The sequence below is a fragment of the Kitasatospora papulosa genome, assembly GCF_000717245.1.
Lineage (GTDB): Bacteria > Actinomycetota > Actinomycetes > Streptomycetales > Streptomycetaceae > Streptomyces > Streptomyces papulosus.
The window spans coordinates 169,449-181,833 of sequence record NZ_JNYQ01000011.1; the positions used below are offsets into that span (position 1 = coordinate 169,449).

Sequence of the window (12,385 nt, forward strand, 5' to 3'; positions counted from 1 at the left end):
CATCCGGAACGATCCGGAGTGACACCGCGACCGCGTCCGTGACGGACGCCTACCGCCCGTCCGCCTCACCCGTGCGGGCGTGCCACCGGATCAGCAGCGTGGACGTCAGCAGGCACAGCGCCATCGGAAGCGTCGGCAGGAGCAGGTCGGAGGCGTCGCCCTGCCACAGCTGCGCGTTGGTCGCCCACGCCAGGGACAGGTGCAGCAGGAAGAGGCTCAGCCCGACCGGCCAGAAGCGCCGCCGTGACTTCGTGACAGCGCCCCACGTCAGCAGCCAGCAGGGGACGACGAGCATGAGGACCGTCGCGGCGACCCGGCCGGGCTGCGGGGTGTACGAATCCCCCATCGGCAGGATCAGCGCGACGAAAGCCAGGAAGAGGCCGAGAAGCATCCGCTCGGTCCCGGGACGCCGCTCCTTCGGTGCGGCGGGCAGCGGATGCGGGCCGTGGGGCGGGGTGGCGGGGCCCCGGGAGCCGTACCCCGGAGAGACCGCGACGCGCCCGCCCGGAGCGGGACCGGTGTCCGCGGCGGGGTGGGGGGTGGCAGGGGAGGGCGCGCGTGTGTTCCGCTCCTCCACGGTGGCGGCGTCCCGGGCAGCGTCCCGGGCGGCGGAGTACGTGCGGGTGGTGCTCTCGGGTGCGACGGCTCCCGGTGCCGGTGCCGGTGCCGGTGCCGGTGCCGGTCCCGGTGCGCTCGTCGGTCGCCCCTCGGTCGTGGGCCGTCTGTCTGTCGCCGCGTCACGGGCCGCCGCCGCGAACCGCCGGAGCGCCTCCTGGCGGTCGGCCTTGGGGGCCTGTGCCGCTCCTGGGACGGGTCGCGTCTGTCCGACCGGCCGTCGTCCCCGGCTCCCGGCCCGCGCCTCGGCCGCGCGTGCGGACTCCGCGGCCCGGGCGCGGTCCATGATGCGCCGCGCCGGGGCGTTGCGCGCTTCCATCGACCCGTCGAGGCCGTACACGAACAGGGCGATGTCGTTCTCGAGGGCGTACTGGAGGGCGGGTGCGGCGTAACTGCTGCCCGTGAAGAAGAGCAACTGGCGGTCCAGCAGACGGCCACGGGCACCGAAGAGGAGTTGCAGCTCCGGGCGGCCCACGGCCGCCGCGACGTACTTCACCTGACCGAGTGCGCGCGCCGACCGCACGTCTATGCCGCCGTCGGGCCCGCCGGGCTTGGCCCGTGCGTCGGCGTAGCCCCAGTACCGCATCCAGGCCGCCGCATTGTGCTCGGCGTCCTGCCAGGACCGGACCGGGCGTCTCTCCGGTAGTGCGGGGCCGGTCCCGGCTCCCGTTCTCGTGTTGTTCTCGCTGGTCACAGCCGTGAATTATCGCAGGGCGTCCCTCTCCGGAGACGGGGAGTCCTTCTCCCGCGGCGCCGATCCGCGATCACGATGACCGATTCGAGGGATACGGGTCACCCTGCTGCTGTACTTTCCTGGCATGGTCACGGGCGAAATGAGCGAGAACGCGGAGTCCCGCTTCTCCGCTCTTCTGGCGGGCGCGGCAAGGCTTCCGGGTGTGCGGGTCGACCGGGAGGCGTACCTCCGGGCGGCGTTGGCCCGTCACTGCTCGGAGGATCAACTGCGCCAGGCGATGGCGGAGACCCCCGCGGCGGCGGGCATCCCTCTCGACGTTCTGGACAGGGTGGCCGACGCCTCCATCCGCTACGAGACGGCCAAGGTGAGCGCGCTCTCCGCGGCTGCCGGTCTTCCTGGAGTCCTCGCCCTGCCCGCCACGGTGCCGGCCGATCTGGCCCAGTACGTCGGCCACATGCTGCGCATCTCGCAGAAGCTCGCCTACCTCTACAGCTGGCCCGATCTGTTCTCCGCCGACAACGACGATCTCGATGACGACACCAAGGGAGTGCTCACGCTCTTCGTCGGCGTGATGTTCGGGACCCAGTCCGCGAACGCCGCCGTGGGGAAGGTGGCGGGGATGCTCTCCGAGCAGATGGCCAAGAAGCTGCCCCAGAAGGCGCTGACCCACGGTGTCGTCTATCCGATCGTGAAGAAGGTCGCCCAGTACCTCGGTGTGGAGATGACGAAGCAGACCTTCGCCAAGTCCGTCTCGAAGGCGATTCCCCTCGTCGGGGCCGCGGTGTCCGGCGGGCTCACCTTTGCGACGTTCCGCCCCATGTCGAAGAGGCTCAAGGCGCATCTGTCCGGCCTGGAACTCGCCAGGCCGGTCGGGGGCCGGGTCATCACGGGTGAGGTCATCACGGGTGAGGTCATCCAGGACGAGGGCCGTCAGGCGGCTGACGAGGTGAAGATCCCGAAGCCGGGCCGCGAGTGGCGTGTCCTGAAGCGTCGGTAGCCGGCAGATCGGGTCACGGGGGAGGGCGATCAGGAGTCGTCGGGTTCGCTCCCCGACCGTGCCGTGGTCGTGCGGTCTCCCTTTCCGGCGCTCGGATCTCGAATCTCGGGGTTCGAGCGTCGCGGTGCCCTCCCTCACTCGTTCGAGTTTCCAGGGAGGGGCCCCGGACCGGCGCTCGAGCTTCGGGTTCCGAGGGTCGGGCTTCGGGCTCCGGGATTCGAGCGGTGTTGTTCATCCGGGTGGTAGGTAAGGGCTCTTGGGAAAACCTGCCCCCCTCCCCTCCCCGTCACGGCCAGCAAGTATGACTAATCGTGATCGAGTTGCAGCGGAGAGTCGCGGCTGCTTACGGTGCCCACAACGAGACGACCCCGACGCGGTGTTCACTGCACCGGCCGGGGTCTGACCCAAGATCGAACACCCAATAAGGACGATCTCGTGGCTATCCAGCACCTTAGCTCCGCCCCGCCCGCCCCCGCAGCCTCGCGCCCCTACCGCAAGGCCCACACCGGCTACGGCAAGCAGACCGTCCCGGCCCAAGGCCCCTCCGGTGCAGGCGCCTTCGCCTCCCTGCCCGAGCGGGAACGCTATGTCGCCGGGTATCTCGACCACCTGCCCGACGGCGCCGCGATGGACATCAAGTCGCTGGCCAAGGACCTGCCGCTGTACGGCCAGATGGCGATCGGCACAGCGCTGCGCGCCCTCGCCGTCGCCGGTCATCTGCGCCGCGTGCGCTGCCGGGTCGAAGGGGACGGTCGATGCCGGTGGGTGACGCTCACCTACTGGTCCCGCACCGCCCACGACAACGAGTGGTGGACCGCCATGCTGGCTGGCGAGGCGGCCACCGGCCCGGAGCAGGCGCCCGTACGATCCGCCGAGCCGATCCTGCCCCGACAGCGCGGCGCGCAGGCGGATATCACCATGCGGACCTCCCCGAACCCGCCGCGGGACGAGCCGAACGCAGCCGGCCCCACGGCAGTCGCGGCCCCGTCCCCCGCCTGTCTCGTCCTCGCCGAACTCGGCCGCCGCGAGCCCCGCCTGGCGCTCTCCGCCGCCGACTGCGTCGCGCTGGAACCACTTGCCGCCGCCTGGTTCGCACGCGGTGTCAGCGCCGACTACCTGACCTCGGCGCTCACCGCCGGGCTGCCCGAGCGCATCGGATCACCCGTCGGCCTGGTACGCCGCCGCCTCACCGACAAGATGCCGCCCCACCTGCCCGCAGCACCCGCACCGACCCGGGGCCTCCCGCCCGGCACCCCCGTGCGCGGCCTCCTGGTGGAGTGCACCGAATGCGGCCGCCCCGGCCCGGTCGCAGCCCTCCCGGACGGCCTCTGCAAGCCCTGCCGCACGGCGCACCGGAAGCCGGAATCGTCCGATGACGCGGCTCCGGACGAGGCCGAGCGCGACGTTCCGGCTCTCGTCGCCAGTCTCCGCAACCTGATGCGCACGCCCTGAGCGGCCCGTGTGCCCTGCGCGCCCCGGCCTGCACCGGGACTCCGGCAAGTGAGTGCCTGCCCACCGCGGCTGCGCATGGCCGAGGCGCCCGGCCCGGGGTGGAGAGGAGGCCCCGGGCCGGGCGCCATGACGTCGGCGGGAACGCCGGACGTGTCGAACCGATCGAGCGAAGACGCCGTGCGGCGACGTCAGCCGCGGGCGTCGGGGAGGAGGGCCGCCCCGCTCCGGGTCAGCTGACGTTGACCGCGGTCCAGGCGGCGGCGACAGCCTTGTACTCGGTGCTGGTGGAGCCGTAGAGGGACGACGCCGCCGAGAGCGTGGCCGTGCGGGCGCCCGAGTACTTGGTCGTCGACGTCATGTACGTCGTCAGCGCCTTGTACCAGATCTGCAGTGCCTTGGCCCGGCCGATCCCGGTGACCGTGGAGCCGCTGTAGGTCGGCGAGTTGTAGCTGACCCCGTTGATGGTCTTGGAGCCACTGCCCTCCGCGAGGAGGTAGAAGAAGTGGTTCGCGACACCCGACGAGTAGTGCACGTCGAGGTTGCCGAGGGTCGAGGACCAGTAGTCCTTGGAGCCGCCGTCCTTGCTCGGCTTGTCCATGTAGCGCAGCGGTGTGCCGTCACCGTTGATGTTGATCTCCTCGCCGATGAGGTAGTCACCCACGTCGGAGGAGTTCGCCGCGTAGAACTCGACGCCCGTGCCGAAGATGTCGGACGTCGCCTCGTTCAGGCCGCCGGACTCGCCCGAGTAGTTGAGGCCCGCCGTGTTGGAGGTGACGCCGTGGCTCATCTCGTGGCCCGCCACGTCCAGCGAGGTCAGCGGGTGCGTGTTGCCCGAGCCGTCGCCGTAGGTCATGCAGAAGCAGCTGTCGTCCCAGAAGGCGTTGACGTAGGCGTTGCCGTAGTGGACCCGGGAGTATGCCGCCACGCCGTTGTTCTTGATGCCGCTGCGGTTGAAGGTGCTCTTGTAGAAGTCCCAGGTCTTCTGGGCGCCGTAGGCGGCGTCGACGGCCGCGGTCTGGTCGGTGGTGGAGCTGGAGGCGGCGCCGGTGCCCCAGACGTCGTCGGCGTCGGTGAACAGGGTGCCCGCGGAGGAGGTGCTGGCGTGCGCCTTGTTGTAGGTCTTGTGACCGCCGCGCGTGCCGTCCGTCAGGTTGTACGTCGAGCCCGACAGGGTGGTGTTGAGGGTGACCGTGCCCGAGTAGAGGCTCTTGCCGGTACCGGTCTCGATGCCCTGGTACTCGTAGAGCTTCTCGCCGGTGGCGGCATCGGTGATCACGTGCAGCTCGTTCGGGGTGCCGTCGTCCTGGAGACCACCGACGACGGTCTCGTAGGCGAGGGTCGGCTCGCCGGTGGCGGCCCAGACGACCTTGCGGGGCGCCTGGTCGGCCGCGGTCTTCTCCGAGCCCGCGGCCTCGGCGGCGGCGACCGCCTGCTTCTCGGCCTTCGAGGCGGCGATCGTCGGCTTGAGGGAGGAGACCTTGATGGCCGCCTTCGTGGCCTTGGTGACGCCCTCGGCCTTCCCCGCCTTGGTCTCGTGCACGACGAGGTCACCGCCCAGGACCGGGAGGCCGTTGTACGTGCGCTCGTACCGCGTGTGAACCGTGCCGTCGACGTCCTTGACGACGTCTCTGACGAGCAGCTTCTCCTGTGCGCCGAGACCTATCTCCTGTGCCGTCTCCGCCGTGGCGGCGTCGGCCTGCCGGATGAGGGCGGTGCGGGCTGAGGCGGAGAGCTGGAGGGGCGAGCCGGCGAGCGGGGCAGGCGTGTCGGCGGGGAGCGCAGCGGTCCGGGCCGCGGCACCGGTGGTCATACCGGTGGCGAGCAGGGATCCGGCGGCGACAGCGGTGGCGATCGCCAGAGTGGTCCGCTTGTGACGCGCGTAGAAGTGGGTCACAGGAGCTCCTTCTTGTGGGGGCGACCCGACGGGTTGGGGCAGCCGGAGGGGCGCCGAAAAGGGGGGTGCGGCGTGCGATGGAACTTTGGCACTTGTGCCCTGTGCATGTCATGAGGCGGCGAAGTGGTTGGCTGAAACACGCCTGATCCCGCAGTGTTTCGGTCCTGTGAACGCCGCGTCCCGACGTGGGACAAGCGCCGGTACAGAGCCCCGCTGCCGGTTGCTTGTCGCTGGTGAAACGGGCTGCGATGCAGTCGCCGGAGGGGCCTGTGCGACCGGAGTCGGTCGTGCGGGTGGCTTGAACTCGCCCCTGGGGCGCGCACCCCCTGTTCCGGGCCGTTCCCGTATGCCGGGAACGCCCGGCGCGGTGGGGATGGAGTGCGCCTCCGGCCTCCGCGCGGGGCCGGTGCGACGGAGGCCGATACTGGGAGCGGCGGCCCGGGGCCGCATTCCTTCGACGGTGCCCCCACCGAGGGGAGTACATTACCCCTGGGGGTATCTCATGAGGAGTGATGATGGAGCTTGATCTGGCGGGTGCGGAGCTGAAGGCGGTCCTGAACCGGCTGCGCCGGGCTCAGGGGCAGATCGCCGGGGTGATCCGGATGATCGAGGAGGGCCGCGACTGCGAAGAGGTCGTCACCCAGCTGGCAGCCGCGTCGCGCGCGCTGGACCGGGCCGGGTTCGCGATCATCGCCACCGGTCTCCAGCAGTGCCTGACCGAGACGGAGAACGGCATGCGTTCCGGTGAGGACCGTGACGAGATGCGCGGCCGACTGGAGAAGCTGTTCCTCTCCCTGGCCTGACCCGCGGGCGGCCAGGCCCGGCCGGCTGTCCGACCTGGTCGACCGGTCCGTCCGGCCAGGTCGGGATCGGGCCGGCCCGCCTGGCCGGCCCTGCCCGGTCGGGGGCGCGCGGCGGGCCGTGGCCTCAGGCGATCGCGTCGACGAGCATGAAGGCCGCGACCCCCAGCAGTACGAAAGCGAACACCCTCTGAAGGGTGGGGCCCGTGATCTTCGACGCGAGCCGCTTTCCGTCCCAGGCGCCGAGGATCGCGGCTCCGGTGAACGGGGCGATCACCTCCCATCGCAGATCGCCACCGGTTCCCGCTCTCGCGGTCAACGCGGCGAGGGAGTTGACGGTGATGACCAGCAGGCTGGTGCCCACGGCCTGCTTCATACGCAGACCCAGGACGCCCACCAGCGCCGGAACCGCGAGGAATCCGCCGCCGACGCCGAGAAAGCCCGTCACGGCTCCGAGCCCGGCGCCCGCTCCCGCCGCGCCGGTGGGCCGGATGTGCTCCGGCGGCTCGGCGCCGGAGGGCCGCAGCATCCGTACGGCTGCCAGCGCCGCGACGACCGCGAACGCCGTGGTGAGTGCCGCTGCCGGGAGGTGGCCGGCGGCGGCTCAGGCGAGGACCGCCGGAACGATGCCGGCCGCGGCGAACAGCGCGCCGGTCCTCCAGGCCACGTTGCCGTCCCGCGCGTGGGCGTAGAGCGCGGTCGCGGAGGTGACGGCGACGATGATCAGGCCGGCCGTGGTCGCCGACACCGGTGAGAACCCGAGCAGGTAGATCAGCGCGGGAACCGTGAGGACGCTGCCGCCACCGCCGAGGGCACCGAGGGCCAGACCGATGACGGCCCCGGCCACGAGTGCGAGGATCAGGGGGCTCACGCTATGGATCCGCTGTTCCCGCGCTCGTCGACGACCGGGAATCCGGCGGCGGCCCACGCGTTCATACCGCCCTCCACGTCCTTCACCTGTGCGCCCCGTGCGGCGAGAAGCCTCGCCGCCTGCCGTGAGCGGTGCCCGCTGCGGCAGATCACGGCGAGCGGGCGGCCCTGGGCCTCCTCCGGCAGGGCGGCGCCCGCCGTCAGTCCGGTCAGCGGGGCGTGTACCGCGCCCGAGGCGTGTCCGGCCCTCCACTCGGACTTCTCCCGCACGTCCAGCAGGACGGCCTCCGGCCGGTCGCCGCTGGTGCGGGCGCGTGCCTCGCCCACGGTCAGGCGCTGTTCGCGCTTTCGGAAGAGGAACATCGTCGGCTCCGCCTTTCCTGGCTCATGTCGGGTGGTTGGGGTTGCTGGGGTTGCTCAAATGGTTCGGGAGGTCCGGGTGTTCGGCCCGGTCGGCCGTACCGCGCGCACCGGTTCAGCCGGTGACGACGCTCAGCCCGGCCTCCGTCGCGGCGGCGAAGCCGTCGTCCACGGCGACGACCCGCCGTCCCGAGGCGTCCAGGAGCGAAGCGGCGATCCCGGCGCGCATTCCGCCCGCGCAGTGCACCCAGACCGTGCCGTCGGGAACCTCTCCGACACGGCCGTGCAGCTGGTGGACCGGGATGTGCACCGATCCCTCGATCCAGCCGTCCGCGCGCTCGGACGCGCGGCGCACGTCGAGCACGACGATCCCGTCGCTCTCCTGTGCCGCCAGTTCGGCGAACGTGGCGCGGGGGAAGGAGGCCGCGCTCTCGCCGTCGCGGAGCCATGAGGCGGGGCCGCCGGTCGCGGCGGCGGCCGGACGGTCGATGCCGACCCGTACCAGCTCCCGCTGGGCGGAGGCCAGTTGCCCGGCCGACTCCGCGAGGAGGGTGACGGGCTTGCCCCAGGGGATCATCCAGGCCAGGTAGGTGGCGAGTTTGCCGTCGGCCTCGAAGTTGAACGAGCCCGCCACGTGCCCCCGTGCGAACGCGACCCGGTTGCGCAGGTCCACCACCCATTCACCGGCCGCGAGACGCGCGGCGATCTCGGCCGGATCCGCGAACGCGGGCGGGGTCAGATCGACGGGAGCGGCCCCCGCGGCGTTGGCGGGACCCATGTGCGCGTAGTACGCGGGCACGTCCTCCAGCCCGGCGACCAGGTCGGCGACGAAGGTGTCCACGTCCACGGTGAGCGCCGTGTTCCCGGCCTTCTCCTTCCCGATGGTCGTGGAGTCGCCGTCCGCCTGCGCGGATGAGCAGAAGCTGCCGAAGCCGTGCGTGGGCAGGACCGCCGTGTCGTCGGGCAGGGCGTCGGCGAGGCGGTGCGCCGAGGCGTGCTGGGCACGTGCCAGCTGCTCGGTGAGGCGCGGCTCGACGAGGTCGGGCCGACCGACCGTGCCGATGAGCAGCGAGCCCCCGGTGAACGCAGCGACCGGCCGGCCCGCCTCGGCGAGTACGTACGCCGTGTGGTGCGGGGTGTGACCGGGCGTCGCCACGGCCGCCAGGGTGAGACGTGTGTCGACGTCGACGGTGTCGCCGTCGGCGACGGGGGTCCGGGCGAACGAGACGTGCGCACCGGCCGGGACCAGGTAGACGGCGCCGGTCAGGCGTGCGAGCTCCAGGCCGCCGGTGACGTAGTCGTTGTGGATGTGCGTCTCCACCACGTGGGAGATCCGCACCCCCCGTCGGGCCGCGACGGCCAGGACCTGGTCGACGTCGCGGGGCGGATCCACGACCACCGCCGACCGCTCGCCGCCGGCGAGATAACTGCGGTTGCCCAGGCCTTCGAGCTCGATGGTGTCGACGAAGAACACGGGTCGCTCCTCTCGTAGAAAAAGTACCCCCGGGGGTATGTTGTCACCGTAACACCTTACCCCCGGGGGTATATTTCCAGGAGGGTGGACGCCCTGCCGGGAGGTAGCGCCCGGCAGGTGGGGACGGCCGGGACGTGGTCCGCCGCCGCACCACCCGCCGACCCTTCGCAGGCCAGGCCCCCTGTGCCGGTGCGGCCCCGGATAGACTCGTCCGCATGGTCCGGTCGTCCGTGGTGAGGTGAGCTCCGGGATGTGGCTGCGTGAGGCGGACACGGTGGTGCGGCAGTCCGCGGCGCTGCCGGAGCAGCGGGCGCAGGACTCTTTCGTCATCACCGCGGGATTCCGGGTTCCCGCCGTCCCCACGGAGTGGTCGCCGCACTCCCATCCGATGCACGAGCTCGTCTGGGTGCGCGGGGGGACGCTGACGTCCCGGGTGGAGGACCGCATCTTCACCGTGTCCGAGGGGTACGGGCTCTGGATGCCCGCCGGGACGGTGCACGGGGGCCGGGCGACCGCGGGGGCGGAGTTCCATGACGCCTTCTTCGCCCCCGAACTCACACCGATCGCTTTCGGGGAGCCGAAGGCGATCGCGATGACGCCGCTGCTCGAGTCGCTGCTGACCCATCTGTCCCGCCCGGATCTCGATGCGGCGGCCAGGGCGCGGGCCGAGTCGGTCGTGTTCGACGTGCTCCAGCCGTCGGAGCACCAGTTCGCCCTGCAGCTGCCCGGCGACGCGCGGACCGCGGCGATCGCCGAAGCCCTGCTGGACGATCCCGCCGACTCCCGCTCGCTGGAGGAGTGGGCGCGGTGGCTGGGGGTCAGCGACCGCACGGTCACTCGCGCGTTCCGTCAGGCGACAGGTCTCTCCTTCGCTCAGTGGCGGCAGATGCTGCGTGTGCACCGGGCGCTGACGCTGCTGGCCGAGGGCTTCGACGTGACATCGGTCTCCGAGACGCTCGGCTACGCGCAGCCCAGCTCCTTCATCGCCGCGTTCCGCCGGGTCATGGGGACCACGCCGGGTGCCTTCTTCGACGCGTAGGACTCGCCCCGCACTCGTGTCGTGCGAGGCGCCCGCGAACCCGGCGTAAACCGGGGGCCGTCCGCCCTGTCGCGGGCCGACGGCCGGTGGCACCATCTGTCGGACGCTCCCTTCCGTCCAGGTCGGCCCGTACACCGTCACCGCGTTGCCCGACGGGGAGGGCCCTTTCTTCTCCCCCCGGTCGGAGGCGTTCCCCGGTGTCACCGCCGAGCAGTGGGCGGCGGCCGACCGGTTCGATCCCGGCGCGCTCGACGACGGCGGGCGCTGGTGGCTCCGGTTCCGCGCGTTCGCGATCCGCAGCGACCGGGGCGTGACCCTGGTCGACGCCGGGATCGGCCCGGCCGACGGCCCGGCGGCCTCCTGGGCTCCCGTGCCCGGTGTGCTCCCGGCTTCACTGGCAGCAGCCGGCGTCGCACCGGCCGACGTGGACACCGTCGTGCTCACGCACCTCCACACCGACCACGTGGGCTGGGCCGTCGTGGGCGGGGCGCGGGCGTTTTTCCCGAACGCCTCGTACGTGTTGCAGCAGGCTGAACTCGACGCGATCGAGGAGGTCAACCCGCAGCTGCGGTCCACGCTGATCGACCCGCTCCGCAGGGCCGGTCAGCTTCGACTGCTCGACGGCGACACCTCGCTGCGCGGCGGTGAGCGTGTGGTCGCCACACCCGGTCACACGCCCGGCCACCAGAGCGTGCTCGTCGCGTCCGGGCGCGACCAGGCCGTCGTCACCGGTGACCTGCTCGTGCACGCGATCCAGCTGCTCCACCCCGAAATCGCCTACGCCCACAAGATGGACCCGGAGCGGGCGAGGGAGTCGAGGCGGCAGGTGCTGCTCCGTCCGTCCGCCGGCACCTTCCACCTCGCGACCCCGCACCTGACCGAGCCGTTCATCACCCGCTGACCGGCTGACCGGCTGACGCGCTGACCTGCTGGCCCACTGACCGCTGACGCGCTGACCGGTTGGCCCGCTGGCGCCCGCTGGCGCGCTGACCGGCCCGGGGAGGCCGGTCCGCCTCTCCCGCTCGCGGGGCGGTACCTCCGCGCATGTCCGGAATCCCGTATCCCGTGTCCAGAACTCCTGATTGTCGACATGGCAAGCGGAATATAACCTTTTCCGAGTTAGGTGACCCTTAGTTGGTGCTCGCCGTGGACGGGGCTTTCCCGTGTGCGGGCGGGCGTGCCGCCCGGCCGGTGAAGACCGGGCGGAGGGTGCCGCACTCCTTGTCCCTCCGACTGTCCGGACCCAGCGATGTTCACGAGCCCCTTCCGGCAGACCGACCGCCCCGCGGCCGGCACCGCCGCGCCCGCAGCCGCCCTCCACGGGCACGACCTGGTGCTGCGGTACGGCGGCAGGCCGGTCGTCCACGGCGTCTCGATCGCCCTGGAACCCGGCCGTGCGACCGCCCTGGTGGGGCCGAACGGCAGCGGGAAGTCCACCCTGCTCCGCGCGCTGTCCCGGCTGCACCGGGTGGACGGCGGCCGGGTGACGCTCGGCTCCGGCGACGGACAGCCCGAGCGCGACGCGGCCCTGCTGAGCGCCCGCCAGTTCGCCCGAGAAGTCACGTTGTTCTCCCAGTCGAGGCCCGCGCCCCAAGGACTCACGGTCGCCGAGGTCGTGGCGTTCGGACGCCACCCCTACCGGCGCGGGTTCGCCGGACAGACCGCCGAGGACCGCACCGCGATCGACCACGCCATGGGCGTCACCGGTGTACGGGACATGGCCGGCAGGCCCGTCGGTGAACTCTCCGGCGGAGAGATGCAGCGCGTCTGGCTCTCCGCCTGCCTGGCCCAGGACACCGGTGTCGTCCTTCTGGACGAACCGACCAACCACCTGGATCTGCGCTACCAGATCGAGACGCTCGACCTGGTGCGCGATCTCGTCCAGGAACACGGCATCGCGGTCGGCATCGTGCTGCACGACCTCGACCAGGCGTCCCGCGTCGCGGACACCCTGCTCCTGATGCGCTCCGGCCGCGTGCACGCGGCGGGCGCACCCGCCGACGTCCTCACCGCCGAGAACATCGCCGAGGTCTACGACATCCGCGTCGAGGTCGGCGTCGATCCTCGCACCGGCCGTCTCCGTATCGACCCGCTCGGGCGGCACCTCGTCTGAAGCAGCGCCACTTCGAACGAGTCACGGCAGCGGCCACAGCCGCACACCACTCCCACCGAACACCTCCCATCGAAACG

Annotated in this window: 10 protein-coding genes and 1 pseudogene; 6 read left to right on the forward strand and 5 right to left on the reverse strand. The window is 71.8% G+C overall.

Features of this window, described 5'->3' with window-relative positions; translation table 11 throughout:
• Positions 1-49 precede the first annotated feature (49 nt).
• Complete coding sequence (locus IA22_RS0125435; protein WP_030124946.1) at positions 50-1,309, reverse strand: restriction endonuclease; 1,260 nt, start codon at positions 1,307-1,309, stop codon at positions 50-52.
• A gap of 124 nt (positions 1,310-1,433) precedes the next feature.
• On the opposite strand from IA22_RS0125435, the gene IA22_RS0125440 reads away from it, so the two are divergent.
• Both IA22_RS0125440 and IA22_RS0125445 read left to right on the forward strand, forming a co-directional pair.
• Positions 1,434-2,306, forward strand: coding sequence for a hypothetical protein (locus IA22_RS0125440; RefSeq protein ID WP_030124947.1), 873 nt, complete (start codon positions 1,434-1,436; stop codon positions 2,304-2,306).
• Positions 2,307-2,741: 435 nt separating this feature from the next.
• Entirely contained in the window at positions 2,742-3,758 is a 1,017-nt protein-coding gene (locus IA22_RS0125445) for a hypothetical protein (RefSeq protein ID WP_030124948.1), read from the forward strand.
• A gap of 229 nt (positions 3,759-3,987) precedes the next feature.
• On the opposite strand, the gene IA22_RS0125450 is transcribed toward IA22_RS0125445, so the two are convergent.
• A complete protein-coding gene (locus IA22_RS0125450; protein ID WP_030124949.1) occupies positions 3,988-5,652 on the reverse strand; it encodes a M4 family metallopeptidase in 1,665 nt (554 codons plus the stop codon).
• 515 nt (positions 5,653-6,167) lie between these two features.
• On the opposite strand from IA22_RS0125450, the gene IA22_RS0125455 reads away from it, so the two are divergent.
• Entirely contained in the window at positions 6,168-6,455 is a 288-nt protein-coding gene (locus IA22_RS0125455) for a metal-sensitive transcriptional regulator (RefSeq protein WP_014153568.1), read from the forward strand.
• A gap of 124 nt (positions 6,456-6,579) precedes the next feature.
• On the opposite strand, the pseudogene IA22_RS34255 reads toward IA22_RS0125455, so the two are convergent.
• The 3 genes and pseudogenes from IA22_RS34255 to IA22_RS0125470 all read right to left on the reverse strand — a co-directional run bounded on the left by IA22_RS34255 (position 6,580) and on the right by IA22_RS0125470 (position 9,156).
• Positions 6,580-7,323 (reverse strand): annotated as a pseudogene (locus tag IA22_RS34255) (sulfite exporter TauE/SafE family protein).
• Positions 7,320-7,685, reverse strand: coding sequence for a rhodanese-like domain-containing protein (locus IA22_RS0125465; RefSeq protein ID WP_030124950.1), 366 nt, complete (start codon positions 7,683-7,685; stop codon positions 7,320-7,322). The pseudogene IA22_RS34255 and the gene IA22_RS0125465 overlap by 4 nt, the downstream one beginning before the upstream one ends.
• A 112-nt stretch (positions 7,686-7,797) precedes the next feature.
• Complete coding sequence (locus IA22_RS0125470; protein WP_014153565.1) at positions 7,798-9,156, reverse strand: MBL fold metallo-hydrolase; 1,359 nt, start codon at positions 9,154-9,156, stop codon at positions 7,798-7,800.
• A 250-nt stretch (positions 9,157-9,406) separates the two neighbouring features.
• Here IA22_RS0125470 and IA22_RS0125475 point away from each other — a divergent pair, with 250 nt between their 5' ends.
• The 3 genes from IA22_RS0125475 to IA22_RS0125485 all read left to right on the forward strand — a co-directional run bounded on the left by IA22_RS0125475 (position 9,407) and on the right by IA22_RS0125485 (position 12,308).
• Positions 9,407-10,195 carry a helix-turn-helix domain-containing protein gene (locus tag IA22_RS0125475; protein WP_030124951.1) on the forward strand — a complete coding sequence of 263 codons (789 nt, stop codon included), beginning with the start codon at positions 9,407-9,409 and terminating at the stop codon, positions 10,193-10,195.
• Positions 10,196-10,340: 145 nt separating this feature from the next.
• Positions 10,341-11,096, forward strand: coding sequence for an MBL fold metallo-hydrolase (locus IA22_RS0125480; RefSeq protein WP_421702131.1), 756 nt, complete (start codon positions 10,341-10,343; stop codon positions 11,094-11,096).
• 348 nt (positions 11,097-11,444) lie between these two features.
• Positions 11,445-12,308, forward strand: coding sequence for an ABC transporter ATP-binding protein (locus IA22_RS0125485; protein ID WP_030124953.1), 864 nt, complete (start codon positions 11,445-11,447; stop codon positions 12,306-12,308).
• The last annotated feature ends 77 nt before the right edge of the window (positions 12,309-12,385 follow it).